Below are 25,619 nucleotides of genomic sequence, written 5' to 3'. Positions count from 1 at the left end.
ACCCGGATGAAAGTTTAGAGGAGAAGAACAATGCGTCTTCTGGTGGTAGGCAGACTGAGCGGACAGCTCGCTTCGGCGGTGAAGATGGCCATGGCGCACGGCGCCAAGGTCAGCCACGTCGAGCGCGCGGATCAGGCGACCGAGCAGTTGCGACGAGGGCAGGGCGCCGACCTGCTGATGGTCGATTACCAGCTCGACATCGCGGCCCTGATCGCCGCGAACGAGGCCGAACGGATTACGGTGCCGGTGGTGGCCTTCGGCGTCGACGCCGATGCGCGTGAGGCTGCGGCGGCGATCAAGGCCGGGGCCAAGGAGTTCATCCCCCTGCCGCCCGACGCGGAACTGATCGCCGCCGTCCTGGCCGCTGTCGCCGACGACGAGAAGCCGATGATCTCGGCCGACCCGTCGATGAAGGCGGTGTTGCAACTGGCCGACCAGGTGGCGCGCTCGGAAGCCTCGATCCTGATCACCGGCGAAAGCGGCGTCGGCAAGGAGGTGATGGCGCGCTACATGCACGACAATTCGCGCCGGTCGGAACGTCCCTTCATCAGCGTCAACTGCGCCGCCATTCCCGACAATCTGCTGGAATCCGAACTGTTCGGGCACGAGAAGGGCGCCTTCACCGGCGCCGTCGCGCGCCGGATCGGCAAGTTCGAAGAGGCCGATGGCGGCACCCTGCTGCTGGACGAAATCAGCGAAATGGACGCCCGGCTGCAGGCCAAGCTGCTGCGCGCGATCCAGGAACGGGTCATCGACCGCGTCGGCGGCTCCAAGCCGGTGTCGGTCAATATCCGCATCATCGCCACGTCCAACCGCGACCTGGCCCGCGCCGTGTCGGAAGGCACGTTCCGCGAAGACCTGCTGTACCGGCTGAACGTCGTCAATCTGCGCCTGCCGGCCCTGCGCGAGCGGCCGGGCGACATCGGGGTTCTGGCCGAGCATTTCATCAAGAAATACGCCGCCGCCAACGGCGTGCCGGTTCGGCCGATCTCGGCGCGCGCACGCCAAGCCATCAGCGCCCACCGCTGGCCCGGCAACGTCCGTGAGCTGGAAAACGCCATGCACCGGGCAGTGCTGCTGGCGACCGGGCCGGAGATCGACGTCGACGCCATCCGCCTGCCGGACGGTCAGCCCCTGACCCCGGCTTCGGGCATGATGGGCGCGGCCTCGACGGGTCAGGAAAACCCCTACGGCGGCGGCGTCGCGGCGCGGGCGGCCCAGGCGGCCGATGCGGTGACGCGCAGCTTCGTCGGTCAGACGGTGGCGGCGATGGAAAAGACCCTGATCCTGGACACCCTGACCCACTGCCTGGGCAACCGCACCCATGCGGCCAACATCCTGGGCATCTCGATCCGCACCCTGCGCAACAAGCTGAACGAATACGCCGACGAGGGCACGACCATCCCGGCGCCCCAGTCGGGCGTCTCCGCCTCGGGCTACGCAGCCTGAGCATGGGGCGCGGTGTGGACAGACGAAAGCTGATCGCCGGCGCCGGTGCGCTGGGCCTGGCCGCCTGCACGCCGCGCACACAGGACGAGATCCCGGCCGAAAAGGCGCCGGACTTCTTCCTGAACGATCTTGAAGCGCGTCACGGCGGCCGGCTCGGCGTCGCGGCCCTGGACGTCGCCAGCGGCCGACGCGTGCTGTGGCGCGGCCAGGAGCGGTTCGCCTTCTGCTCGACGTTCAAGGCCTTTCTGGCCGCCGCCACCCTGGAGCGGGTGCAGCGCGACGAGGAGAGCCTGGATCGCGCCGTCGCCGTCACCCGCGCCGATATCGTCCCCCATGCGCCTGTGACCGAAAAGGCCGTGGGCCGTACGCTGACGATCCGCGAACTGATGCAGGCGACGGTGGAGGTCAGCGACAATCCGGCCGCCAACATCCTGATCCGCGAAATGGGCGGAATCGCCGTATGGCGTTCGTGGTGGCCGACCTTCGGCGACACCACCACCGTGATTTCGCGCCTGGAGCCGGACCTGAACACCGCCCTGCCCAACGACCCGCGCGACACCTGCCTGCCCGAGCAGACGTTGGCCAATATCCGCGAGATGGCCTTCAGCGAGCGGCTGACGCCGGAGAACGACGCCCTGCTGCACGGCTGGCTGACGGCCTCGCCAACCGGCCCGAACCGGATCAAGGCCGCTGCGCCCGAAGGCTGGACCGTGGCCCACAAGACCGGGACCGGCGCCAACGGCACGGCCAACGACATCGCCATGCTGACGCCGCTGAGCGGTTCGCCGGTCATCGTCGCCGCCTATTTCACCGGCGCGACCGAGGCGACCGACGATCAGCGCGACGCCGTGATCGCCGAGGCGACCCGCCGCGCCCTGAAGGCGCTGGGCCGTGACTGATACGCCCATGATGATGAAGGACGGCATGGCGCGCCCCACCGGGCGCGACGTCCTGGGCTGGGTCAACCGCGGCGAAGTGCTGATGGCCGTCGGCGTGATCGGCGTGATCATGCTGCTGATCCTGCCGGTCCCGAAGATGCTTCTGGACCTGCTGCTGGCGATCTCGCTGGTGTCCAGCGTGCTGATCCTGATGACGGCCGTGATGATGAAGCGGCCGCTGGACTTCGCCATCTTCCCGACCGTGCTGCTGGTCTCGACCCTGTTCCGCCTTGGCCTGAACCTGGCTTCGACGCGCCTGATCCTGACCCACGGCCAGGAAGGCCACGACGCGGCGGGTCAGGTCATCAACGCCTTCGGCCAGCTGATGATGGGCGGCAACTTCATCATCGGGGTGATCATCTTCGCCATCATCCTGGTGGTGAACTTCGTCGTCATCACCAAGGGTTCGACCCGGATCGCCGAGGTCTCGGCCCGCTTCACCCTGGACTCCATGCCGGGCAAGCAGATGGCGATCGACGCCGATCTGTCGTCGGGCCTGATCACCGAGGATCAGGCCAAGCTGCGCCGCAAGGAGCTGGAGCAGGAATCGACCTTCTTCGGCGCCATGGACGGCGCGTCCAAGTTCGTGCGCGGCGACGCCGTGGCCGGTCTGATCATCACCTTCATCAACGCCATCGGCGGCGTCCTGATCGGAACCCTGACACACGGCATGCCGGCGATGGAGGCCGCCAACACCTATGTGCAGCTGACCATCGGCGACGGTCTGGTGACGCAGGTGCCGGCCATCATCATCTCGATCGCCGCCGGCTTCCTGGTGTCCAAGGCGGGCGTCGAGGGTACGGCGGACAAGGCCATGGTGACCCAGCTGGCCACCAACCCGGTGTCGCTGGGCGTTGTGTCCGGCGCCGCCGGCCTGATCGGCCTGATCCCCGGCATGCCGCTGATCCCCTTCGCCGCCCTGGCCATCGGTTCGGGCTTCATGGCCTGGAAACTGGGACGCAGCCGGCTGAAGCCGCAGCCGACGGAGGACGAGATCGCCGCCGCAGCGGCCAAGCCCAAGGAGGAGGTCGAAGAGCCGATCTCCAGCATCCTGACCATCGACGAGGTGAAGATCGAGCTGGGCTATTCGTTGCTCAGCCTGATCAATGATCTGGAGGGGCGTCGCCTGACCGACCAGATCAAGGCCCTGCGCCGGTCGCTGGCCCAGGAATACGGCTTCGTCATCCCGCAGGTGCGCATCCTCGACAATATGCGCCTGCCGACCCAGGGCTACGCCATCCGCATCAAGGAGATGGACGCCGGCGCAGGCGAAGTGCGTCTGGGCCATCTGATGGCGATGGACCCCGCCGGCCGCCAGGTGGAGCTGCCGGGCGAACACATGCGCGAGCCCGCCTTCGGCCTGCCGGCCACCTGGATCAACGAGAACCTGCGCGAGGAAGCGACCTTCCACGGCTACACCCTGGTCGATCCCTCGACGGTGCTGACGACCCACCTGACGGAGATCCTGAAGGAAAACATGGCCGACCTGCTGTCCTACAGCGAGGTGCAGAAGCTGCTGAAGGAACTGGGGGTCGAGGAGAAGAAGCTGGTCGAGGAACTGATCCCCAGCGTCGTCACCGTCACCACCCTGCAGCGCGTGCTGCAGGCCCTGCTGCGCGAAAAGGTCTCGATCCGCGACCTGCCGGCGATCCTGGAGGGCCTGGCCGAGGCGGCGCCCCACAGCACGAGCGTCACCACCCTGGTCGAACACGTCCGCGCCCGCCTGGCCCGCCAGCTGTGCTGGCAGCACCAGGGCGGCGACGGCGCCCTGCCCATTGTCACCCTGTCGCCGGAGTGGGAGAGCGCCTTCGCCGAGAGCCTGGTCGGCGGCGGCGAGGACAAGCAACTGGCCATGGCGCCGTCACGGCTTCAGGACTTCATCCGATCCGTGCGCGAGACCTTCGAACGGATCGCCATGTCAGGCGAAAATCCCGTCCTGCTGACCGGACCCCAGACCCGCCCCTATGTCCGCTCGATCATCGAGCGCTTCCGCGGGCAGACGGTGGTGATGAGTCAGAACGAGATCCACCCGCGCGCCAAGCTGCGCACCCTGGGGCAGGTTTAGACCAGACTGGATCGCGGCCTAGTTCGCCACCGTCCAGCCGCCGGCGGAGGCGTTGCGTGCGACGTCGTTGACGGGGCGGGCGACCAGACCCGACTGGGTGATCCAGACCTCGTAACGGGCGCCGTCGGCCATCGGCATATAGGCGGCCGAGCCGTACAGGGTGTCCGCAGCATCCACATAGCGCCGGTAGCGGCGGATGGCGTCCCAGGCCTCGACCTTGAAGGGGACGGCGCCGTTGCGGGCGTTGGCTTCGGCCGCCGCCAGGTCATAGGCGCTGCGTTCGCCGTGCAACTCCTGTTCGATGGCTCGATACCGGCCGGACAACCGGTCCAGCCGGTATTGCGCATCCAGCCCCAGAACATTGGCCCAAGGCTTCCACTTCAGGACCTGGGCCTCGATCCGCCAGTCGTCGCCGTGAACCGGATAGAGGGCGCCCGCAGCGGCGGCCTGGCCCTCGCGCGGGGGCTGGACCAGGTTGATCTCGTAATACTGCGGCCCGATCTGGCGCAGGGTCAGGGTGGCGACCGGACGCTCGTAGGTGAGGCGGGCGTAGGTCTGAATATTCATGCCGAACAGGGCGGCCAGGCAGGCGGCCCAGAGAATGGCCCCGCCGAAGACTGCGCCCAGGCCCCCGCTCAGAGGCTTGCCGCCGAACAGGGCCCGCAAGCCCCGGATCAGCAGAACCAGCCCGATCAGCGCCACCGCCGTCGGCAAAATCCACCACCACCCGATCATCGTCCCGTCCCCGATTAAGCCCTGCCCCCGCAAGGTCATGCCGGGCCATATTAACCACAAGCCGCGAAAAGCCCGCAGGTTTCGTGCAACAGGCGTTTGACGCACGCCCCGGCGCCGCTAATGCTCCGTGGCATGACACCTCGACAAAGCCAGAACTGGTCGCGTTTCAGCACCTTCCTGCGGACGCCGTCGCTTGTGCGATCCGTCTCGGGTTTGCTGATCCTGGCCTTCGTCCTGCTGCTTACGGTGAATATCTCGACCTTCGTCATGATCCGGCGCACCGCGACGGTGAACGACACGATCGAACATGCACAGCAGATGCGGCGGGCGTCGCGCACCGTCCTGATCTCCATGCTGGACGCCGAGACGGCGCAGCGCGGCTTTCTGCTGACCGGACGGAGCGACTTCCTGCAGCCCTTCGAGGCCGCAAGGGCGGAGCGGGAGCCGGCCCTCAGCTTTCTGGAGCAGGGCGTGGTCGGCGACCCTGTCCTGGAGGAGCCGGTGGCGCGCATACGACGCCTGGCGGACGCCAAGCTTCAAGAAATGGAGGGCACGCTGGCCCTGGCGCGCGCGGGTCGCATAGGGCAGGCGATCCAGTCCGTGCGCTCCGGCGAAGGCAAGCGCTACATGGACGAACTGCGCGTGGCCATCGACGACTTCGACGCCCTCAAGTCCGCCCGCATCGCCGACCGCACCCATGCCTCCGAGCGATCCGCCTTCGTCACGGTGTTGATGAACGCCATGACCGGCCTTCTGGTGCTGATTCTGGCCCTGCTGTCGGCCTGGATGGTGCGTCGCTACGTCGGCGAGATCCAGAGGGCGCGCGAGGAACTGGATGCGGTGAACGCCGGCCTGGAGGACACGGTCCGCGACCGCACCGCCGCCCTGACCCGCGCCAACGACGAGATCCAGCGGTTCGCCTATATCGTCAGCCACGATCTGCGCGCGCCCCTGGTCAATGTCATGGGTTACACCTCCGAACTGGAGCAGGCCGGCAAGGTGATCGATGCGGCGATCCGCGAGGCGGAGGCCGAAGGCCCGGTCAGCGCCGACGTCGTCACGGCCGTGCGCGAGGACATGCCGGAGGCCCTGGGCTTCATCCGGGCCTCCACGGAAAAGATGGACCGGCTGATCAACGCCATCCTGAAACTGTCGCGCGAGGGGCGGCGCAATCTGGCGCCGGAGCGGCTGGACATGACCGCCATGGCCCAGAACATCGCCGACAGCGTCCACCATCAGACCGAGGCCTCCGGCGCACGGATCGTCGTAGAAAGCCTGCCGCCGATCGAGAGCGACCGTCTGTCGATGGAACAGATTCTGGGCAATCTGATCGACAACGCCGTCAAATATCTGGACGCCGGCCGGCCGGGCGAGATCGTCGTCTCGGGAGAAGAGGTCCCCGGCGGCTGGATCGTCTATCGGGTCGCCGACAATGGACGCGGCGTCGCGCCCAGGGACCATGAACGAATCTTCGAACTGTTCCGTCGTTCGGGCAAGCAGGACCGCGCCGGGGAGGGGCTGGGCCTGGCCTTCGTGCGCAACAGCGTGCGCAGGATCGGCGGGGTCATCGATCTGGAGTCCGAGCTTGGCAAGGGCTCGACTTTCCTTCTGAAATTCCCCAAACGACTGATCCTGTCGGAACCCGGAGGCGTGCTGTGACGCAACCCGTCAAAATCATCATGGTCGAAGACGACCACGGTCATGCCAAACTGATCGAGAAGAATATTCGCCGGGCGAATATCAGCAACGAGATCAAGCATTTCGACGAAGGCGGCGCGGCGCTCGACTATCTGTTCAGTGCGGAAATCCTGGCCAACGGCCCGCTGCTGATCCTGCTGGACCTGAACCTGCCGGATATGTCGGGCACCGACATTCTGGAGAAGGTGAAATCCGACGACCGACTGAAGCGCGCGCCCGTCGTGGTTCTGACGACCACGGACGACAAGGTCGAGATCCAGCGCTGCTATGACCTAGGCTGCAACGTCTATATCACCAAGCCGGTCGATTATGAATCCTTCGCCGGCGCGATCCGCCAACTGGGTCTGTTCCTGTCGGTGATGCAGGCCCCGGAGATCGAGTGACCGCAATCTCCGGCGCCATTCGACTGCTCTATATCGACGATGACCGCGGGCTGTCGCGGCTGGTCGAGAAGGAGTTGAGCCGCCACGGCTTCGCCGTCACCTGCGCGCCCGATGGTGACGCCGGGCTGGCGCTGCTTGCGGCCCATGAATACGACGTCTGCGCCCTGGACCACTATATGCCCAGCCGCGACGGGCTGGACGTTCTGCCGGACATCCTGACCCTGAACGCGCCGCCCCCGGTCGTTTACGTGACCGGCGCCCAGGAAGGCCGGATCGCTGTGGCCGCCCTGCGTGCGGGCGCTGCAGACTATGTCATCAAGGACGTGTCGGAAGACTTCACCTCCCTGTTGCGCTCGGCCCTGGAAGACGCCGTTCTGCGTCGCCGGCTGCAGCGTGAGAACGACATCGCGCAGGAGGAAGTCCGTCTGGCCCGTGACCGTGCCGAGGCCATGTTGCGCGAGGTCAATCATCGGGTCGGCAATTCGCTGCAACTGGTGTCCAGCTTCATGTCCCTGCAGATGCGCCAGATCACCGACGAGGGCGCGCGCGAGGCCTTGAGGGAATGCCAGGCGCGGATCGAGGCCGTGGCCCACGTCCATCGCCGCCTCTACACCTCGGGCGACATGAGCCGGGTGGCCATGGACGAATATCTCGAAGGCCTGATGCACGAACTGTCCAAGTCCGTCGGTCCGGGCGAAGGCTCGCCGCGCCTGGTCGTGGACGCCGCGCCGATGTGGGTGACGACGGATCAGGCCGTGTCGCTGGGCGTCGTCGTCGCCGAACTGGTCACCAACGCCGTGAAATACGCCTATCTGCCGGGCCAGGGCGGCGAAATCCGCATCAAGCTGCAGCCCGAGGGCGAACATCGCGCCATATTGACGGTCGAGGACGACGGCCCGGGCCTGGGCGACGGCGCGCCCAAGGGCACGGGCCTGGGCGGCAAGATCATCTCGGCCATGGCCTCGGGCCTGCGTTCGGCCGTCGAGTTCGACGCCGCCCACAAGGGCGTGCGCGCCCGACTGGCCTTCGACCTCTAGGGTCAGTTTGGTCATGCTTCAGTTCGGCGTTCGCAATCCTGCAATCGACTATCGCCACCGGGCGACGGCGTTCGGCGTCGTCGAACGCGACGGCCTGATCGCCTGCGTGCGGGTCGAGCGGACGACCGGAGCCTATTTCGACCTGCCCGGCGGGGCCGTGGACGGCGACGAGAGCGAGGTTCAGGCCCTGGTGCGAGAATTCGTCGAGGAGACCGGCCTGGACGTCAAGCCGCTGAACCGCATCGCCGAGGCGGGCCAGTATCACCTGAAAAGCAATGGCGAGCCGCTGTGCAACATCGGCGGTTTCTGGACCGGCGTGGTCACGGGCGAAAATCCTGACGCCAAATGCGAGGACGATCATACCCTGGTCTGGCTGGACCCGACCGTCGCCCTGTCGCGCCTGCGGCACGACGCTCACGCCTGGGCGGTGGCGGTCTGGCTGCGTCGCGCAAGCTGAGCCTTACGGAACAAGCCTCGCGGCCATCCCGTTCTTCCTGCACGTCGCGGCGCTATGACAGCGCCGCTCGAAAAGGAGAATTCCCATGGCTGATCAAGACCGTATCGAAGGCTCCGCCAAGAACATGGGCGGCAAGATCAAGGAAGGCGCGGGCAAGCTGACCGGCGATTCCAAGCTGCAGGCCGAAGGCAAGGCCGATCAGGTCGAGGGCAAGGTCCAGAACGCCGTCGGCGGCGTGAAGGACAGCTTGAAAGACGACAAGTAAGCCTTCCCCCGGTCCCTAACCGCCCGAACGCCGTCCGCGAAAGCGGGCGGCGTTTCGGTTTGGGCGGACCCTGTTTTCAGTCGTCCTTGCCGCCCCAAAGACGTAGCGACAGACCCTTGTTTTTGGCCTCATCGACCGGCCGGCATTCGGAACTGAAACCGCCTTCGACGGGACGGGGGCGACAATCCATTTCCTGCGGGGTGGACGACGCAGCGGGCGTCCGCGACTGCGGCCCGCATTGCAGGCCATAGGGCGATCCGCGCTCCGTCGCCTGCGTCATCTGGCAATCGCCCGCCATGCCGACGGGTCGCAGCGCATCCGGCAAATCCTCGCCCAGGGCCAAGGCGAGTTGTCCACGCACCTCGGCCTGACAGTCGTCCAGCGTCCTGGCGCCGCGCAGTTGGGGGCTGCAGCGCGCGCGCTCATAGCCGAAGGGATCCGCCAGGCCCCATTCCGGCACCGTATGTGAAGGCGCCGCGATCGGCGTTTCCGTCGCAGGTTCGGCGGCGGGCGCTTCCCACACGACGGAGGCGGCGGTCTGTTGCAGCAACAGCAGGGCGAAGGCGGCGGCGATCATCGGTCAGGCCCTTCGTAATGGGGCGCGTTCGCTTCGAACGCGAAATCTACCTTGTCAGGGCGCGCATCGCCTTGTCGAGGCCTTCCAGCGTCAGGGGGAACATCCGCTCGTCCATCACCTCGCGCAGCAGGCCGACCGAGGCGGTGTAGCTCCAGTATCGTTCCTGCACCGGGTTCAGCCAGATCGACTTCTCCCACTGCTGACGGGCGCGTTTCATCCAGACCGCGCCGGCCTCCTCGTTCCAGTGCTCGACCGAGCCGCCCGGCATGGTGATCTCATAGGGCGACATGGTCGCGTCGCCGACAAAGATGGCCCGCCAGTCCCCGGGATATTTGTGCAGCAGGTCCCAGGTCGGAATCCGCTCGGTGTGACGCCGCCGGTTGTCCTTCCAGACGCCTTCGTACAGGCAGTTGTGGAAGTAGAAGAACTCCAGGTTCTTGAACTCGGTCCGGGCCGCCGAGAACAGCTCCTCCACCAGCTTGATATGGCCGTCCATCGACCCGCCGATGTCGAGGAACAGCAGGACCTTGATCGTGTTGCGCCGCTCGGGCCGCATCTGGATGTCCAGCCAGCCCTGGCGCGCCGTGCCGTCGATGGTGCCGTCGATGTCCAGTTCTTCCGCCGCCCCCTCGCGCGCAAACCGGCGCAGGCGGCGCAAGGCCACCTTGATGTTGCGCGTGCCCAGCTCGACCGTGTCGTCCAGGTTCCGGAACTCGCGCTTCTCCCACACCTTGACCGCCCGGCCATGCTTGCCCGGCCCGCCGATCCGCACCCCCTCAGGATTATAGCCGCCGTGGCCAAAGGGGCTGGTCCCGCCCGTGCCGATCCATTTCGAGCCGCCGGAATGGCGTTCCTTCTGCTCTTCCAGCCGCTGCTTCAGCGTCTCCATCAGCTTGTCGAAGCCGCCCAGCGCCTCGATCTGCGCCTTCTCCTCGTCGGTCAGATATTTTTCGGTCAGCAGCCGCAGCCAGTCCTCGGGGATGTCGGTGGTCAGATCCTCGCCCGCGCCGACCGATTCCACGCCCTTGAACACCGTCCCGAACACCTGATCGAACCGGTCATAGTGTTTCTCGTCCTTGACCAGAACCGCGCGCGACAGGTGATAGAAGGCCTCGATCTCGCGCCCCGCCAGATCGCGATCCATGGCCTCCATCAGATGGAGCCATTCCTTCATCGACACCGGAACCTTGGCGTCGCGCAGGGCGGTGAAGAAGGGGAGGAGCATGGAAAGGATGTGAACCCGGATCAGCCGCGCCGCAAGATGAACTCGTGGTCGCGCCAGGCGCCGACCGGGTATTCGTATTCGCCCGCCTTCTCGAACCCATAGGCGGCGTACAGACGCTGGGCCTTTTCATTTCCGCTCCAGACGCCGATCCAAAGCGGCCCCTGGGTATGGGCCTCCATCCAGTCCAGCGACAGGGTCAGCAGTTTCGTGCCCAGGCCCAGGCCTTGCGCGGCCTTCGACACATAGAGGCGGCGCAACTCCATGTGCTCCGGGCGCGCCTCGGGGTGGGGCAGGCCGTTGGGACCCGCGTTGGCGAAGGCCAGCAGGGCGCCGTCCCGCTCGGCCACCCACCAGGCGCAGCCGGGTTCGGTCAGCTTCTTTCGCGTCGGCTCGGGGTCGAAACTGGCGTCCAGGAAGGCCTTCAGGTCCATCTCTGGATAGGGGATGGCGAATCCGGTCACGAAGGTGTCGATGAAGGTCCGGCGACCTAGGGCGCCCAGGGGTTCGGCGTCTTCGAGGCGGGCAGGGCGGATCAGAGTCTCGGTCATGATCCGGCTCTACAATGGGGCGAGACGCGCGTCACCGCCGACAGGCGGCGCGCAGACATGTTCGGGCAAGGTTGTGTCCGCGCTCGAGGGCGGTTACGACCTTGAAGGACTAGGCCGCTCCGCGGTCGCACACGTCGCCGCGCTCGGGGAGGAATAGGACGTCTAAAGCCTTGAAACTTAAGGGCCGTCCGATCGCCATGTCATCCCCCGCCCTGTCCCTCGATTCGACCGATCAGCCTGCGCCGCAGGCCGCAGGATCGACTGAGTCCGGCGCTGTAACGGCTCTGCGCCTGGGCGCCATCACCCTGACGCGTCACGGCGAGCCCGCCCTGTCGCGCAAATGCCTGATCACCGCGCGTCAGTACGGCGACTGGTGGGCCAAATACGAGATCGGCGGCCTGCTGGCCGGCCAGACTCCGCCGCCCGAACTGGTCGCCACGGCCCAAGGCGCCGGCGCCATCTACGCCTCGACCCGTCAGCGCGCCCAGGAAACCGCCGCCGCCGCCGCCGCCGGGCGTGAGGTCATGTCGGACGTCCTGTTCATCGAGGCGCCCCTGCCGCCGCCGCCAATTCCCGACTGGATCAAGCTGTCGCCGAAATGGTGGGGCGTGGTGTCGCGCTTCTGGTGGCACGCCTTCGACCACCACGGCGGCCAGGAAACCCGCGCCGAGGCCGAGGCCCGCGCCGAACAGGCGGCGCGCAAGCTGATCGCCCGCGCCGAAACCGGCCAGGACGTGCTGGTCTTCGCCCACGGCTATTTCAATCACATGGTCGGCGCCCGTCTGAAGGCCGACGGCTGGAAACTGGTGCATAATCAGGGCTTCAAATACTGGTCCCAGCGCCGCTACGAGAAGCGATAGCCGCATCCACCGTTGATGCAGGCTTCGACCCCCTCTAGGGTCCGCGCCATGACCGATACCGCCGCCGCCATCCCCGCCGACCTCAGCTTCGAAGACGCCCTGCAGCGTCTGGAGACCATCGTGTCACGCCTGGAATCAGGCCAGGCGCCGTTGGAGGAATCCATCGCCCTGTACGAAGAGGGCGCTCGGCTGAAGGCCCATTGCGAGGCCCGTCTGAAGGCGGCCCAATTGCGCGTCGAGAAGATCGTCGTCGGACCGGACGGCCAGGCCAAGGGCGTCGAGGCGGCGTCGTTCGAATGACGCCGACCATCGCCTTCGACGACTTCATGAAGGTCGATATTCGCGTCGGCCGGATCGTCAAGGCCGAGCCGTTTCCTGAGGCGCGCAAGCCGGCGTTCAAGCTCCAGATCGATTTCGGCCCCGAGATCGGCGTCAAGAAATCCTCGGCCCAGATCACCCGCCACTACACGCTGGAAGAACTGGAAGGCCGCAAGGTCGCCGCCGTCGTCAACTTTCCGCCGCGCCAGATCGGGCCGGTGAAGTCCGAGGTGCTGACACTCGGCTTTCCCGATGCGGACGGCGAGGTGGTGCTGGTCGGGGTGGACCGCGACCTGCCGCTGGGCGGGCGACTGTTTTGACCCCTATGCTCGCCGCCAATTCGCCCGAACAGGCCGTGATCGACCGGGTGGCCGAGGTCGCCGATCTGGTCACGGTCGCGCTGGACCAGTTGTTGCCGCGCGCCGACGGACCGGAAGCCCGCCTGACCGAGGCCATGCGTTACGCGGCCCTGGGCCCCGGCAAACGGCTGCGCCCCTTCTTCGCGCTTGAGGCCGCGCGCCTGTTCAATATCGACGAACGGTCGGTGCTGCGCGCCGCCTGCGCCCTGGAATGCGTCCACGCCTACAGCCTGGTGCACGACGACCTGCCGTGCATGGACGACGATGACATGCGGCGTGGGCGCCCAACGGTCCACCGCGCCTATGACGAGGCCACGGCGGTCCTGGCCGGCGACGCGCTTCAGACGGCGGCTTTCGACATCATCCTGCACGAGGACACCCACGAAGACGCGGTCGTGCGGTGCGAACTGGCGGCGCGGCTGTCGATGGCCTCGGGCGCGCGGGGCATGGCCGGCGGTCAGATGATCGACCTGCTGGGCGTGCGCGACGATCTGGGCGGCGTCGCCCGGATGCAGCGGCTGAAGACCGGCGCCCTGTTCGCCTACGCTTTCGAGATTCCGCTGATCATCGCCGAGGCCTCGGCCCAGCATCAGCACGCCCTGATCAGCTTCGCCCACGATGTCGGCCTGGCCTATCAGATCGTCGATGATCTTCTGGATGCGGAAGGTTCGGCCGAAGAAATGGGCAAGGCCGCCGGCGGCAAGGACGCGGCCCTGGGCAAGACCAATTTCGTCACCCTGCTGGGGCTCGAGGCGGCGCGACAGAGGGTCGCGCACCTGTCTGACCAGGCCAGGGCTCACCTGGAGCCGTTCGGGCACGAGGCGGAAATCCTCAAGGCGAGCGTGGACTTTGTGCTAAAGCGCCGGTCCTGATACGAAACATTGATCTCCCCCAGGGGTTGATTGATCAGACTTTCAAGGTTTTCCCGGCTGATGCCCGACACCCCGCTTCTCGACACCGTCAAGTTTCCCGCCGACATGCGGGGCTTCGACATCGCCCAGCTGAAACAGCTGGCGCAAGAAGTGCGGGCCGAGACCATCGACGCGGTGTCGGTCACGGGCGGCCACCTGGGCGCGGGCCTGGGCGTGGTCGAGCTGACGACGGCGCTTCACCATGTGTTCGAGACGCCCAAGGACATCCTGATCTGGGACGTCGGCCACCAGTGCTATCCGCACAAGATCCTGACCGGCCGTCGCGACCGCATCCGCACCCTGCGCCAGCCCGGCGGCCTGTCGGGCTTCACCAAGCGCAGCGAGAGCGAGTACGACCCCTTCGGCGCCGCCCACGCCTCGACCTCGATCAGCGCCGCCCTCGGCTTCGCCGCCGCACGCGACCAGAAGGGCGAGAAGAACAAGGTCGTAGCGGTCATCGGCGACGGCTCCATGTCGGCCGGCATGGCCTATGAGGCGATGAACAACGCCGCCGAGGCGACCAATGGCCAGCTGATGGTCATCCTGAACGACAACGACATGTCCATCGCCCCGCCGGTCGGGGGCATGAGCGCCTATCTGGCCGGTCTGGTGTCGGGCGGCGCCTATCAGAACGTCCGCCGCCTGGGTCGTTCGGTCGCCCAGCACCTGCCGCGCCCGTTCCGTAACGCGGCCAAGAAGGCCGAGGAATACGCCCGCGGCATGGTCACCGGCGGCACCCTGTTCGAGGAACTGGGCTTCTACTACGTCGGCCCCATCGACGGGCACGACATGGAGAATCTGGTCCCGATCCTGAAGAAGGCGGCGGCCATCGAGGACCGACCCGTGCTGGTCCATGTCGTGACGCAGAAGGGCAAGGGCTACGCCCCGGCCGAGAGCAGCGCTGACAAGCTCCATGCGGTGGTCAAGTTCGACGTGATCTCGGGCAAACAGGCCAAGTCCGTGTCGAACGCGCCCAGCTACACCAAGGTGTTCGGGACCGAGCTGATCAAGCACGCCGCCCTGGATTCCTCGATCGTGGCGATCACCGCCGCCATGCCCTCGGGCACGGGACTGGACCTGTTCGGCCAGGCCTTCCCCGACCGCACCTATGACGTCGGCATCGCCGAACAGCACGCCGTCACCTTCGCCGCCGGCCTGGCCGCTGACGGGATGAAGCCGGTCTGCGCCATCTATTCCACCTTCCTTCAGCGCGGCTATGACCAGGTGGTCCATGACGTGGCCATCCAGTCTCTGCCGGTGCGGTTCGCCATGGACCGGGCCGGTCTGGTGGGCGCAGACGGCGCGACCCACGCCGGGTCGTTCGACATCGGCTTCATGGGCGCCTTGCCCGGCATGGTGCTGATGGCCGCCGCCGATGAGGCCGAACTGGCGGGCATGATCTCGACCAGCCTGGCTGTCGACGACCGCCCCAGCGCCTTCCGCTATCCGCGCGGCGACGGCGTCGGGGTCGAGATCCCGGAACTGGCCGCCCCGTTCGAGATCGGTCGCGGCCGGATCGTGCGCGAGGGGACCTCTGTCGCCATCCTGTCCCTGGGCACCCGCTTGCAGGAATCGCTTAAGGCCGCCGATCTGCTGGCCGCCCGGGGCGTGTCGGCGACAGTCGCCGACGCCCGCTTCGCCAAACCGCTGGACGCCGACCTGATCCTGCGCCTGGCGCGGGAGCACGAGGCCCTGATCACGGTGGAGGAGGGGGCCATGGGCGGCTTCGGCGCCTTCGTGCTGCAACTTCTGGCCGAGAAGGGCGCGCTGGATCGCGGGTTGAAGGTCCGCACCCTGAACCTGCCTGACGTCTTCCAGGACCAGGACTCCCCCGCCGCCATGTATGCTCTGGCGGGGCTCAACGCGGACCATATCGCCGCCGCCGCCTTGCGCGCGCTGGGCGTCGAGACGGCGCGGGCCGCCCGGGCCTGAGACCCGCAGCATGACCGCCGGCGTGTCTCCCCGGCCGGTCGGGTCGGCCTTCCTGATCGGTTACGCCGTCGCCTATATCGGCGCCTTTATCGGCGTGGCGCCCCTCCTTCAGGTGCTCGCGCCCCTCCACGCCGAGATGATCGACGGTCAGGCCAAGGGGCCGTTGCTCAGCCAGGCCCTGTTCTGGGGCTGTATGGCCGCCGGGCTCGGCAATATCGTCGGCGGCGCCCTCAGCGACCGGACCCGGTCGCGGCACGGCCGGCGGCGCCCCTGGATCGTGGTCGGCGCGGTGCTGACCATCGGCAGCTACGCCGCCATCCAGCAGTCCTCGACCCCGCTGGGCCTGGTGCTGGGCCTGGTCGCTTTCCAACTGACCTTCAATATCCTGCTGGCCCCTCTGATCGCCCTGTTCGCGGACCGTGTGCCCGAGAACCGGCGCAGCGCCATGTCCGCGGTCATGGGCATGGGCTATCCGCTGGCCGCCATGATCGGTTCGGTCGTGATGGCCTGGGGGCCGCAGGGCGAGGTCGCGCGGTTCGCGACCCTGGCCGCCGTTGTTCTGGCGGCGACCGTGCCCTTCGCCCTGCTGTCGCGCGAGGATCCGGCGCCCGCCGACCGGGGGCGGGCGCCCTTGTCAGGGTTTTCTCTGCCCAGCCTGCTGCACCCCTTCGCCGTTCGCGACTTCACCCTGGCCTGGACCTATCGGTTCCTGGTGGTGACCGGCTATTCGCTGGTGGCCTTCTATCTGCTCTTCTACATCGCCGACGCCATCGGCTTTCCGATCCTGTTTCCCGGCCGCTCGGCCGAGGCCGGCCATTCGCTGCTGACCGCCATCGCCGTCGTGGGGGTGGTCGGGGTCAGCACGGTCGTCGCCATGGGCGGCTCGCGGATCACGCGGCGCAAGCCGCTCGCCATCGCCGGCGGGGTGCTGCTGGCCATCGCGGCGGCTGTGCTGGCGACCACGCAGGACTGGACCACCGTGGTCGTCGCCTTCGCCCTCTATGGGGTGGGCCAGGGCTGCTATGGCGCGATCGACATCGCCCTGATGACCGATGTCCTGCCCTCGGTCGAGGACCGGGGCAAGGATCTGGGCCTGATCAATCTGGCCGTGACCCTGCCCCAGGCGATCGCGCCCCTGATCGCCCTGGTCCTGCTGGAGAACCTGGGTCTGGACTTCCGCAGCCTGTTCCTGGCCGCCGCCGCCTGTTTCGGCGGGGCGACCCTGGCGGTGGCCTCGATCAGGCGGGTTCGGTGACGTCTTCCAGCGGACCCAGACCGGTCGCGGTCTGAGCCAACCGATAGCGTTTCACCGTCTTGTTCTGATACGGCTTGGCCAGGATGGTCGAGACGGCGCGCAGTTCGCCCACCGCCTGATCCCGGTCCAGGGTCAGCAGGACATAGCCCTTGGACGCCTGGTCGCAGAACTTGACCTCGGGATTGGCGGCTTCCAGCGCCAGGCCCAGCGGCAGGCCGCCGACCATGTCGCCGGGCGACGGACTGGAGATGGCCGAGGTCCCGAACTCGACCGCGCGACGCTGGCCGCCGTTGTCATACAGTTCGTTGACCCAGAAGGCGTGGCTGTCGCCGGCCAGGACGATCGGCTCGACGCCCGCCTGTTTCATCGTCTCGTACAGACGCTCGCGACCGGCCGGATAGCCGTCCCAGCTGTCCAGGTTGAACGGCAGGCCCAGCTTGAACAGCTGGATCGCGGCCTCGACCTGGGGCTGGATATCGGCGGGCAGGCTGGCGATCATCTGCGCCACCTGGGCGGGCGGCAGCATCTGTTCGATGTTCGGGCCCTTGACCCGGGCCATGACGACCTGGTTGCCCAGGATCTGCCACGGACGACCGGCGGCCTTGGACTGGCTCATGGCCTCGCCCAGCCAGCGGCGTTGACCTTCGCCCAGCAGGTCGCGCGACGGCTCCTGACGCTGGGCCTCGAAGGCGGCGATGTCCGGGCGGCCGTCGGCGGTCTTGGGGATGTTGGCGAAGTCCATCTGTTCGGCGCGGGCCGTCAGACGGGTTTCGACCATGTGCAGGCTGGCCAGATCGCCGAAGTGGAAGCTGCGGTTGATCGCTTCCTTCATCGCGCCGGCCTTGGCCTCGCGGATCGGCATCCATTCGTAATAGGCGCGCAGGGCCGCCGCCTTGCGCGTGGCGAAGTCGCCTTCGGTCGCCGGCTGATGGTTCTCGGCCCCCATCATCCAGACGTCGTTGGCGACCTCGTGGTCGTCCCAGACGCAGATGAAGGCGGCGCGGGCGTGGGCGGCCTGCAGATCGGGATCGGTCTTGTATTGGGCGTGGCGCGTCCGATAGTCGGCCAGGCTGATGATTTCGTGGGGCGGCAGGGGCGCCCGGTTCAGCGGCGCGCCCGTCGCCATGCCGTAGTCGCCCGGCGCCGCGCCGTATTCGTAGATGTAGTCGCCCAGGTGAACGACGGCGTCCAACCGGTCCAGCTGCGAGATGGCCTCATAGGCGTTGAACAGGCCGCCCGGATAGAGCTGGCAAGACACCACGGCCAGGTTGACCTGCGGCGTCGCGCCCTGGGGCAGGGTGCGGACCCGACCCGCCGGCGAGGTCACGCCATTGGCGATGAAGCGATAGAAATACTCCCGACCCGGCTCCAGGCCGCGACCGTTCAGGTCGTGCTTGACGGTGAAGTCGCGCTCGGCCCGGGCGGTCAGGTCGGTAAAGCGACGCACCATGTCGGTGAAGTCGGCGTCCCTGGCCACTTCAAGAACCACCGCAATCTCCCCGACCGACGGATCGGCCGGGGTGACGCGGGTCCAGAAGACCGCGGAATGCTGATCCGGATCGCCGCTGGCCACCCCGTGAAGGAAGGCGACCTGACCGGCATGGGCGGTCTGGGCGACGGCGGGCGTCGCCGCCCCCGCGCCGATCAGTCCCAGAAGGCTGCGGCGATCCAGATTCATCGTTCGATCCTCAGAGTTTCAGTTTGAACACCAGGCCGTACGCCGCCGGGCGACCGGCGATGAAGGTCGGCATGCCCAGGGCGTCGCCGGTGTTGCCGGCGTCCTTGATGTATTCCTCGTCGAGAATGTTCTCGCCGAAGGCTTCGACGCCCCAGTTGGTCGAGTCCGGGGTGTAGCGGATACGCAGGTTCAACAGACCGTAGGCGTCCTGATATTCGTCCTGGATCAGGTCGGCGACGAAGTTGGCCGTCTGCAGCGCCGGGATGTCGTTGTCGTCGCTGAAGAAGACCTTGGACTGCCAGGTGTAGGTCGGCTGGACCTCGATCTCGCCGCCGGTCACCGGCAGGCGCCAGGTCGCGCCGATCGAGGCGGCGTTGTCTGGCGACAGGCGGAACTGGTTGCCGTCGTAGATGCCGTTCTCGAAGCGCGAGTGGTTGTAGGCGTAGGTGGCGAACAGGTCGAGCATCGAGGCCACGGCGAAGTTGGCCTGGCCCTCGAAGCCGTAGGACTTGGCCTCGCCGGCGTTGGTGGTGATGAACTGCGTGCCTTGCTGGATCGTCGTCTGGAAGTTTTCGTAGTTGTACATGAAGACCGCGCCGTCCACGCGCAGGCGCCCGTCCAGCAGGGCCGATTTGGCGCCGATCTCGTAGCTGTCGACGGTTTCCGCATCGACCGGGCTGAAGCGCGCCGCGCCGCCGGGGGCGGACGGACCCGAGGCGCTGATCACTTCCGGACGACGGCCCCGTGCATAGTTGGCGTAGAGATTGGTGTCGTCGGTCAGTTCGTAGCGGGCCGTGACCCGCCAGGTGACGCCGTCGTCTTCCGAGTCATAGTAGGAGAAATCGCCGTTGTTGGCCGTCGGCTGCGATGTCAGGCCGAACAGCGGGAAGACGCTGGCGGGCAGGTTGGCGAAGGCCGGATTGGCCATGGCGGCCAGGAAGGCCGGCACCTGGGCCGCCGGGATCGCGCCGGCCTGGATCGCCAGCAGGGCGCCGAGGGCCGACCGGCTATCGACCGAGCTGGCATAGCCGGTGGTCTTGTCGTCGCGGGTGTAGCGGACGCCAGCCGACATTTCGAACTTGTCGGTGAAGGCGTAGGTGGCGTCGGCGAAGACGTCATAGGACGTCAGTTCCGAGCTGTTGGTCGAGGTCTCGATATGGTTCGAGTCGAGGTTGGCGGTGATCGGAGCAGCGTAGGCGCCGGCGCCCAACGGCGTCAGCATAGAGGTCAGCACGTTGCGCGCCACCGTCGGATAGACCGACAGCGGCAGGGTGTTGTCGCCGACCGCCGTCGGCGATCCGTCCAGCAGCCCGGCCAGTTGTGCCAGAACCAGACGTTCGTCGAACTGGGCCGGGGCGCGCTGGTAGCCTTCCTCGTGGAACCAGCCGGCGCCGACGAAGCCCGTCAGGCGACCGCCGTTGTCGAAGCCCAGGCGCAGGTCCTGGCTCCATTGTTCGCCATGGGTCTCTTCCGCCGCCGTCAGGATGGGCAGGGAGACGCCGTCCGCGTCGAAGGTCTCGTAGTTGTCGAACTCGCGATAGGCGGTGGTCGAGTTCAGGGTCCAGGCCGAATTCAGATTGATCCGGGCCAGACCCGTCACGCCCCAGACTTCGCGGCTCAGGCCCAGCGTCTTGCCGCCGTCGAAATCGCCGCCCGGCGTCAGGGCCGCGCCCTCCCAGGGCTCCTTGCCGCCCAACACCGCGCCGGTGTTCGGATCGGCCGGTTCGTAGGCGATCGACTTGAACGAGGTGCCCGAGGCGTGGTCGTTCTGATAGTTGCCGATCACGTCGAACCGCATGGCGTCCGATGGCGCCCAGGCGCCCGACAGACGCACGGCCTTGGTCTCGATGGCGTTATAGTCTTCGCCGCCCAGCAGGTTCTCGACCGAACCGCCGCGCGTCTTCAGGCGGGTGGCGAGGCGCAGGCCGCCCGTCTCGCCGACGGGCAGGTTCAGCGCGCCCTCGACCATCCGATAGTCTTCGTTGCCGGCCTCGATATTGGCGTAGGCTTCGGTCTCACCCGGCTGAGCGCGGTTCTGGACCAGGTTGACGGCGCCGATCAGGGCGCCGCGGCCGTACAGGGTCGACTGCGGACCCTTGGCGATCTCGACGCGCTCCAGGTCGAACAGTTCGACATAGGAGCCGCGCGACTTGGAGATCGACACGCCGTCCTGGAACACCGACACGCGCGGCTCGGCCGTGGCGGCGCCCGAGTCTGAGGTGATGCCGCGCATCACGAAACCGGGGTTGTTGGGCGACTGGTTCTGCACCAGGAAGCCGGGCACGAAGGCCGACAGCTGTTCGAACTCCTGAATGCCCAGGTCTTCCAGGAACTGGCCGGAATAAGCGGTCAGGGCGAACGGGACCTCAATGGTCTTCTGTGCGCGCAATTGGGCCGTGACGATGATCTCGTCCAGCGTCGCCGGCTCCGCCGACTGGGCCTGGGCCCCGTGCGCCGCCGCCATCACGCCGGTCAGCGCCGCGGCAGCCATAAGCCGCGTCTTGAATTCACTCGCCATCGTTTTTCCCCAAGCTTGGCCTGAACGGCGATCAGTAACCGGCGGTGATGTCGCCGAGGCGACACTGCGAACGCCGATGCATGACGTTGAGGCGGCGGATGAAAGACAATTAAGCCGTGTACGTTTCATTAACCGCCCAGGCCGCGACGACAGCGGCGTCGGGCGTTTGGCCGAGCGGGTCCGGACGACGGATCAGGTCGTCGGCGGCGCCGTGGAGCCTCTGGGGGCGAAGCCGAAATCGACCATGCTCTGCCGGGGCAGTTCGGCGTCGCCGGCCGTGGAGCGGATCAGCAGTTCGGCGGCGACCGCGCTCATTTCGGCGATAGGCTGAATGACGGCGGTCATGTCGGCGAACCGGGCCAGGGGCGTGTTGTCGAAGCTGATGACCGACAGGTCGGCAGGGACCGCCAGGCCGTTCCGTCTGGCCGTGCGCAGGGCCGCGTGGGCCATGCGGTCGTTGCTGGCCAGAACGGCGGTGGGCCGCGCCGGCAGGGCCAGCAGGGTCTCCATGGCGGCGACGCCGGACTCGTAGGAAAAATCGCCGCGCGCGACCAGCGTCTCGTCCAGGCCGTGCGCCGAGGCCGACATGGCGCGGCGATACCCCTCCAGCCGCGCCCCGCTGACCGCATATTCCTCGCTGCCGGTTATGAAGCCGATGCGGACATGGCCCAGGCCCAGCAAATGGTCGGTCGCAAAGGCGGCCGCCTTGGCGTCGTCCATCGACACCGCGAATCCGTCCCCTTCTGCGATCGAGGCGATCCGGGCGAAGGGCAGGCCCAGCTGGCTCAGCAGGCCGGTGATGGCCGGGTTCTCAGAGTGGGGAGGGGTCAGGATGACGCCGTCGGGGTGCAGGGCGGCGATGGCCCCGCGCACCGCCGCATCGACGTGGTCCGAATGGGTGTCGACCAGTTCGAAGATCATCCGATAGCCGTGGGCCTCGCACTTCAGCATGCCGCCCATCAGCATCTGATCGACCCAGTCGGTGCCCTCGCCGGACTTCCAGCCCTCGATGGTCCGGTCTCGGTCGTTCAGCGCCATCAGCAGATAGGAGCGTGATCCCCCCATTCGCCGCGCCGCCAGACTGGGAACATAGCCCAGCTTGGCCACGGCGGCGCGTACACGCTCCTGCACAACCGGTCGAACATTCGGCTCGTTGTTGATGACCCGCGACACGGTCTGCAGCGAAACGCCCGCCTCGGCGGCGACGTGTTTGATGGTGACGGCGCGACGCAAACTCTGATCCCTTATCCCCTGCGCCATTGTGTCAGCCTTGGCCGCGCGAAGGCAAGCACGCCGGTATCAGGCCGGCACGGCCAATGGGGCGGGCAGGTCCACCGACGGGGCTGGACAATGGGTGTCGATGAAGGCCTGATGCGTCGGCAGGTCGGCGACGAAGGCGTTCAGAATATTGGCGGCGCGGTCCATCTCGTCGGTCAGGCCGGTGGAATCGATCCGGTCCACCAGCGGCGGATAGGACCGGGGCCTCACTCCCATGCCGTCCATCACCGCATACCAGCTGACATTGCGGAACAACGGGTCCAGCGCCTCGACAAGGCTGCCGTTGGCGCGGAAGACCTCCAGCTTGTGCTGCAGCCCTTCGGGCAGGACCATGTCGCGGCATTGCCGCCAGAAGGCCGTGTCGTCCCGCCGCGTCAGGGCGTAGTGCAGGATGATGAAATCGCGAATCTCCTCGTAATCCACCGTCATCCGCCGATTGTACTCGGCCGCCAGGTTCGGATCGCAGTCCAGGTCCGGCATCAGGCGGAACAGGAAGTCCATGCCGCGATAGATCAGGTGGATGGCCGTCGATTCCAGCGGTTCGATAAACCCGCTCGCCAGACCCAGCGACAGGACGTTCTTGTCCCAGATCTTCTCGCGCACTCCGGTCTTGAACGGCACCACCATCGGATTGACCACCGGCCGCCCTTCGACCTGCGCCAACAGGCGCGCCGTCGCCTCGTCGTCCGACATGTAGCGGCTGCAGAAGACATGGCCGTTGCCGGTGCGGTGCTGCAACGGGATGCGCCAGCGCCAGCCGCAGTCCTGAGCCTGAGCCAGGGTATAGGGTGTGGGCGGCCCCACATTCTCGGTCTGGACGGCGATGGCCCGATCGCACATCAGCCATTCGGACCAGTCCGTATAGCCGACGCCAAGGGTCTTGCCGATCAGCAGGGCGCGGAAGCCGGTGCAGTCGATGAAGAAGTCCGCCTCGACCGTCTGGCCCGATTTCAGCTTCAGCCCGCTGACGAAGCCGTCGGGCCGCGTCATCACATCCTCGACGATCCCCTCGGTGCGTTTGACGCCCCGCGCCTCGGCGAAGTCGCGCAGATAACGGGCCACCCGTTTCGCATCGACATGGACGGCGTAGGACGCGCCACCGATCGGGGTGCGCTGGGCCTTGAACGGCAGCATGAAACGCCCTTGGGACGCCATCCGGGCCGCAGCGGCGAAATCCATCAGCGGCCGGTCATAACCGTTCATCCGCGCCTTCAGCCAGACCGGATAGAAGTCGCTGATATCCACCGGAACCCCAACGGCGCCGAACGGGTGGAAATAGCTCTCGCCCTTCTGCGTCCAGTCCTCGAACTGGATGCCCAGCTTGAAACTGGCCTGGGTCTTCTGGATGAAGTCGCGCTCGTCGATGCCCAGCCGCTTCAGCATTTCCAGAAAGGGCGGCACGGTGGACTCGCCGACGCCGATCGTGCCGATGTCGTCGGACTCGACCAGTTCGATCTCGGCCATCCGCCCCTTGAAATGTTCGGCCATCAGGGCGGCGGCGACCCAGCCGGCGGTGCCCCCGCCGACAATGCAGATCTTCTTCAGGGGGCGGCGGGGCTGGTCCATGTCGGGTCTCATGCGGCGGAGGCGGCAGGGTCTAGCCCCGCCAGGAATTGGGCGTGTTCGGGGGTGCGGGCGACCAGATCGGCGATATTGGCGCGCATCTCGGCCAGGCTGCGCGCCAGATAGGCCGGGTCCATGGCGTCCACGGCGGGATCATGATGGTCGGGGTACAGGCCGAAGCCGTCATAGATGGCCAGCCAGCTGGCCGGGTGGAACATTTCCCACCGATAGCGGACGAACTGGCCCCGCGCGGTCCACAGGGCGATCTTGCGCTCCAGCGTCTCGGGGACCGGCATCTCGCGACAGTCGCGCCAGAAGTCCGTGTCGGTCCGCCGGTTCAGCTTGTAGTGCAGGATGATGAAGTCGCGGACCCGCTCCATCTCGCGCGCGGTCTGGTCGTTGAACTCGTCCAGGATCGGCTGGGCGAAGCGGCGGTCGGGGAACAGGGCTTTCAGCCGTTCGATCCCGGTCTCGATCAGGGCGATACTGGTGCTCTCCAGTGGCTCCAGGAAGCCGGACGACAGACCTATGGCGACGCAGTTCTTGGCCCACGCCTGCGATCGCCGACCGGGGCGGAAGGGAATGCGGCGCGGCTCCGTCAGCGGATCGCCCAGCAGGTGTGGCATAAGCTCGGCCAGGGCCTGATCGTCGCTCAGATGGGCGCTGGAGAAGACCAGTCCGTTGCCCGCCCGGTGTCGCAGCGGGATCCCCCACTGCCAGCCGGCCGATCGGGCGGTGACGCGGGTGAAGGGCGCCGGCGCGTCGCCGGGCCGGTTCTCGCTCTGCACCGCATAGGCGGCGTCGCACGGCAGCCAGCGGCCCCAGTCCTCGAACCCGACGCCCAGCGCCTCGCCGATCACCAGCCCCTTGAAGCCCGAGCAGTCGACGAAAAGATCGCCCTCGACCTCGCGTCCGTCGTCCAGGGTCAAGGCGCGCACGAAACCGTCCTCGGGCCGCAGCTCGACCGAGCGGATGCGGGCGTCGATCCGGGCGCAGCCCCCGGCCTCGGCATAGGCGCGCAGATGCTGGGCGAACAGGCCGGCGTCCAGATGAAGCGCCCAGTCGAACACCGACAACTGCGACGGCGGATGGGGCGAGGGCAGGGTGAACTTGCCGCCCGCGGCCAGCGCCGCCCCCAGCGAATAGGCCGCCAGCGGAGCGGCGTCGCCCGCGCGGCGCTGTTTCAGCCAGTAGTGATGAAAGCCGATCCCTTTGACGTCCTGTCCATACAGGCCGAAGGGATGGATGAAGTCCGAGCCCGGCCCGGACCAGTCCAGAAAACGAATACCCAGTTTGCAGGTCGCCTGGGTCGCGCGCATCACGTCGTCGTCGCGCAGCCCCAACTGGCCATAGAAGCGACGGATGGTGGGAATGGTCGCCTCGCCCACGCCGATCGTGCCGATGTCGGACGACTCGACCACGGTGATCTTCAGCGGCGCAGTGCGGAAATGCTGGACCAGGGCCGCAGCCGTCATCCAGCCGGCGGTGCCGCCGCCGACGATGACGACAGAACGGATGCGAGGATCGTCGATCTCATCCATGGACGAATACCAATACGCGAAAAAAGAGG

Annotated in this window: 23 protein-coding genes and 1 pseudogene; 15 read left to right on the top strand and 9 right to left on the bottom strand. The window is 67.1% G+C overall.

The window, feature by feature from the left end; translation table 11 throughout:
• Positions 1-30: 30 nt before the first annotated feature.
• From ER13_RS01395 to flhA, 3 genes are read left to right on the top strand one after another with little or no spacing between them, the layout of a single operon-like run.
• Entirely contained in the window at positions 31-1,449 is a 1,419-nt protein-coding gene (locus ER13_RS01395) for a sigma-54-dependent Fis family transcriptional regulator (RefSeq protein ID WP_035305627.1), read from the top strand.
• 14 nt (positions 1,450-1,463) lie between these two features.
• Positions 1,464-2,348: a class A beta-lactamase gene (gene bla / locus ER13_RS01390; RefSeq protein WP_052004681.1), complete on the top strand. Its 885-nt coding sequence runs from the start codon at positions 1,464-1,466 to the stop codon at positions 2,346-2,348.
• Positions 2,349-2,355: 7 nt separating this feature from the next.
• Positions 2,356-4,452 (top strand): flagellar biosynthesis protein FlhA, encoded by a 2,097-nt coding sequence (flhA, locus tag ER13_RS01385; RefSeq protein ID WP_035305621.1) that lies wholly within the window; start codon positions 2,356-2,358, stop codon positions 4,450-4,452.
• Between the two features lie 18 nt (positions 4,453-4,470).
• Here flhA and ER13_RS01380 read toward each other — a convergent pair whose 3' ends face one another.
• Positions 4,471-5,187 (bottom strand): hypothetical protein, encoded by a 717-nt coding sequence (locus ER13_RS01380; RefSeq protein WP_035305618.1) that lies wholly within the window; start codon positions 5,185-5,187, stop codon positions 4,471-4,473.
• A 132-nt stretch (positions 5,188-5,319) separates the two neighbouring features.
• On the opposite strand from ER13_RS01380, the gene ER13_RS01375 reads away from it, so the two are divergent.
• The 5 genes from ER13_RS01375 (at position 5,320) to ER13_RS01355 (ending at position 9,027) form a co-directional block, all read left to right on the top strand.
• Entirely contained in the window at positions 5,320-6,846 is a 1,527-nt protein-coding gene (locus ER13_RS01375; RefSeq protein WP_035305615.1) for a CHASE3 domain-containing protein, read from the top strand.
• Positions 6,843-7,268, top strand: a complete 426-nt coding sequence (locus tag ER13_RS01370) for a response regulator (RefSeq protein WP_231492442.1) — start codon at positions 6,843-6,845, stop codon at positions 7,266-7,268. Before ER13_RS01375 ends, ER13_RS01370 begins: the two co-directional genes overlap by 4 nt.
• Positions 7,265-8,305, top strand: a complete 1,041-nt coding sequence (locus ER13_RS01365) for a sensor histidine kinase (protein ID WP_008260327.1) — start codon at positions 7,265-7,267, stop codon at positions 8,303-8,305. Before ER13_RS01370 ends, ER13_RS01365 begins: the two co-directional genes overlap by 4 nt.
• Before the next feature lie 13 nt (positions 8,306-8,318).
• Entirely contained in the window at positions 8,319-8,762 is a 444-nt protein-coding gene (locus ER13_RS01360; protein ID WP_008262403.1) for an NUDIX domain-containing protein, read from the top strand.
• 85 nt (positions 8,763-8,847) lie between these two features.
• A complete protein-coding gene (locus ER13_RS01355) occupies positions 8,848-9,027 on the top strand; it encodes a CsbD family protein (protein ID WP_035305613.1) in 180 nt (59 codons plus the stop codon).
• A 76-nt stretch (positions 9,028-9,103) separates the two neighbouring features.
• On the opposite strand, the gene ER13_RS01350 is transcribed toward ER13_RS01355, so the two are convergent.
• The 3 genes from ER13_RS01350 to ER13_RS01340 are packed head-to-tail and all read right to left on the bottom strand — an operon-like array spanning position 9,104 to position 11,377.
• Entirely contained in the window at positions 9,104-9,604 is a 501-nt protein-coding gene (locus ER13_RS01350) for a hypothetical protein (RefSeq protein WP_035305611.1), read from the bottom strand.
• 46 nt (positions 9,605-9,650) lie between these two features.
• Positions 9,651-10,829 (bottom strand): VWA domain-containing protein, encoded by a 1,179-nt coding sequence (locus ER13_RS01345; RefSeq protein ID WP_008262925.1) that lies wholly within the window; start codon positions 10,827-10,829, stop codon positions 9,651-9,653.
• A gap of 20 nt (positions 10,830-10,849) precedes the next feature.
• The gene (locus ER13_RS01340) at positions 10,850-11,377 is read right to left on the bottom strand and encodes a GNAT family N-acetyltransferase (protein ID WP_008259783.1); all 528 of its coding nucleotides are present in this window, start codon (positions 11,375-11,377) and stop codon (positions 10,850-10,852) included.
• 64 nt (positions 11,378-11,441) lie between these two features.
• Here ER13_RS01340 and ER13_RS18210 point away from each other — a divergent pair.
• The 7 genes and pseudogenes from ER13_RS18210 to ER13_RS01310 all read left to right on the top strand — a co-directional run.
• Positions 11,442-11,534: pseudogene (locus ER13_RS18210) on the top strand (histone deacetylase family protein); the annotation flags it as partial.
• 40 nt (positions 11,535-11,574) lie between these two features.
• Positions 11,575-12,237 carry a histidine phosphatase family protein gene (locus ER13_RS01335; protein WP_035305679.1) on the top strand — a complete coding sequence of 221 codons (663 nt, stop codon included), beginning with the start codon at positions 11,575-11,577 and terminating at the stop codon, positions 12,235-12,237.
• Positions 12,238-12,285: 48 nt separating this feature from the next.
• Positions 12,286-12,537, top strand: coding sequence for an exodeoxyribonuclease VII small subunit (locus ER13_RS01330; RefSeq protein WP_035305608.1), 252 nt, complete (start codon positions 12,286-12,288; stop codon positions 12,535-12,537).
• A complete protein-coding gene (locus ER13_RS01325; RefSeq protein WP_035305605.1) occupies positions 12,534-12,875 on the top strand; it encodes a tRNA-binding protein in 342 nt (113 codons plus the stop codon). The genes ER13_RS01330 and ER13_RS01325 overlap by 4 nt, the downstream gene beginning before the upstream one ends.
• A gap of 5 nt (positions 12,876-12,880) precedes the next feature.
• The gene (locus tag ER13_RS01320; RefSeq protein WP_008261771.1) at positions 12,881-13,786 is read left to right on the top strand and encodes a polyprenyl synthetase family protein; all 906 of its coding nucleotides are present in this window, start codon (positions 12,881-12,883) and stop codon (positions 13,784-13,786) included.
• 57 nt (positions 13,787-13,843) lie between these two features.
• Positions 13,844-15,757 carry a 1-deoxy-D-xylulose-5-phosphate synthase gene (gene dxs, locus ER13_RS01315; RefSeq protein WP_197019693.1) on the top strand — a complete coding sequence of 638 codons (1,914 nt, stop codon included), beginning with the start codon at positions 13,844-13,846 and terminating at the stop codon, positions 15,755-15,757.
• Between the two features lie 10 nt (positions 15,758-15,767).
• Complete coding sequence (locus ER13_RS01310) at positions 15,768-17,012, top strand: MFS transporter (RefSeq protein ID WP_035305597.1); 1,245 nt, start codon at positions 15,768-15,770, stop codon at positions 17,010-17,012.
• Here the strand turns inward: ER13_RS01310 and ER13_RS01305 are convergent.
• The 5 genes from ER13_RS01305 to ER13_RS01285 all read right to left on the bottom strand — a co-directional run bounded on the left by ER13_RS01305 (position 16,996) and on the right by ER13_RS01285 (position 25,590).
• Positions 16,996-18,690, bottom strand: coding sequence for an alkaline phosphatase (locus tag ER13_RS01305; protein WP_035305594.1), 1,695 nt, complete (start codon positions 18,688-18,690; stop codon positions 16,996-16,998). The genes ER13_RS01310 and ER13_RS01305 overlap by 17 nt on opposite strands.
• 10 nt (positions 18,691-18,700) lie before the next feature.
• Entirely contained in the window at positions 18,701-21,181 is a 2,481-nt protein-coding gene (locus ER13_RS01300) for a TonB-dependent receptor (RefSeq protein WP_231492440.1), read from the bottom strand.
• A gap of 219 nt (positions 21,182-21,400) precedes the next feature.
• A complete protein-coding gene (locus tag ER13_RS01295; protein WP_231492438.1) occupies positions 21,401-22,441 on the bottom strand; it encodes a LacI family DNA-binding transcriptional regulator in 1,041 nt (346 codons plus the stop codon).
• 66 nt (positions 22,442-22,507) lie between these two features.
• Entirely contained in the window at positions 22,508-24,052 is a 1,545-nt protein-coding gene (locus ER13_RS01290; protein ID WP_008264259.1) for a tryptophan halogenase family protein, read from the bottom strand.
• Between the two features lie 8 nt (positions 24,053-24,060).
• On the bottom strand, positions 24,061-25,590 hold the full coding sequence (locus ER13_RS01285) for a tryptophan halogenase family protein (RefSeq protein WP_008262805.1): 1,530 nt from the start codon (positions 25,588-25,590) through the stop codon (positions 24,061-24,063).
• Positions 25,591-25,619: the final 29 nt, after the last annotated feature.

Origin of the sequence: Brevundimonas sp. EAKA (assembly GCF_000698025.1) — a bacterium.
GTDB classification, from domain to species: Bacteria; Pseudomonadota; Alphaproteobacteria; order Caulobacterales; family Caulobacteraceae; genus Brevundimonas; species Brevundimonas mediterranea_A.
The sequence above is the reverse complement of the archived record's forward strand: the minus strand, read 5'-3'. Positions and strand labels throughout refer to the sequence as shown.

Coding starts and splice junctions, on each gene's coding strand:
- ER13_RS01285 (WP_008262805.1), bottom strand. CDS start 25,590: ATGGATGAGATCGACGATCCTCGCATCCGTTCTGTCGTCATCGTCGGC.
- ER13_RS01360 (WP_008262403.1), top strand. CDS start 8,319: ATGCTTCAGTTCGGCGTTCGCAATCCTGCAATCGACTATCGCCACCGG.
- ER13_RS01395 (WP_035305627.1), top strand. CDS start 31: ATGCGTCTTCTGGTGGTAGGCAGACTGAGCGGACAGCTCGCTTCGGCG.
- ER13_RS01380 (WP_035305618.1), bottom strand. CDS start 5,187: ATGATCGGGTGGTGGTGGATTTTGCCGACGGCGGTGGCGCTGATCGGG.
- ER13_RS01340 (WP_008259783.1), bottom strand. CDS start 11,377: ATGACCGAGACTCTGATCCGCCCTGCCCGCCTCGAAGACGCCGAACCC.
- flhA (WP_035305621.1), top strand. CDS start 2,356: ATGATGATGAAGGACGGCATGGCGCGCCCCACCGGGCGCGACGTCCTG.
- ER13_RS01325 (WP_035305605.1), top strand. CDS start 12,534: ATGACGCCGACCATCGCCTTCGACGACTTCATGAAGGTCGATATTCGC.
- ER13_RS01350 (WP_035305611.1), bottom strand. CDS start 9,604: ATGATCGCCGCCGCCTTCGCCCTGCTGTTGCTGCAACAGACCGCCGCC.
- ER13_RS01335 (WP_035305679.1), top strand. CDS start 11,575: ATGTCATCCCCCGCCCTGTCCCTCGATTCGACCGATCAGCCTGCGCCG.
- ER13_RS01290 (WP_008264259.1), bottom strand. CDS start 24,052: ATGGACCAGCCCCGCCGCCCCCTGAAGAAGATCTGCATTGTCGGCGGG.
- ER13_RS01320 (WP_008261771.1), top strand. CDS start 12,881: ATGCTCGCCGCCAATTCGCCCGAACAGGCCGTGATCGACCGGGTGGCC.
- ER13_RS01345 (WP_008262925.1), bottom strand. CDS start 10,829: ATGCTCCTCCCCTTCTTCACCGCCCTGCGCGACGCCAAGGTTCCGGTG.
- ER13_RS01305 (WP_035305594.1), bottom strand. CDS start 18,690: ATGAATCTGGATCGCCGCAGCCTTCTGGGACTGATCGGCGCGGGGGCG.
- ER13_RS01300 (WP_231492440.1), bottom strand. CDS start 21,181: ATGGCTGCCGCGGCGCTGACCGGCGTGATGGCGGCGGCGCACGGGGCC.
- ER13_RS01330 (WP_035305608.1), top strand. CDS start 12,286: ATGACCGATACCGCCGCCGCCATCCCCGCCGACCTCAGCTTCGAAGAC.
- ER13_RS01355 (WP_035305613.1), top strand. CDS start 8,848: ATGGCTGATCAAGACCGTATCGAAGGCTCCGCCAAGAACATGGGCGGC.
- ER13_RS01310 (WP_035305597.1), top strand. CDS start 15,768: ATGACCGCCGGCGTGTCTCCCCGGCCGGTCGGGTCGGCCTTCCTGATC.
- ER13_RS01375 (WP_035305615.1), top strand. CDS start 5,320: ATGACACCTCGACAAAGCCAGAACTGGTCGCGTTTCAGCACCTTCCTG.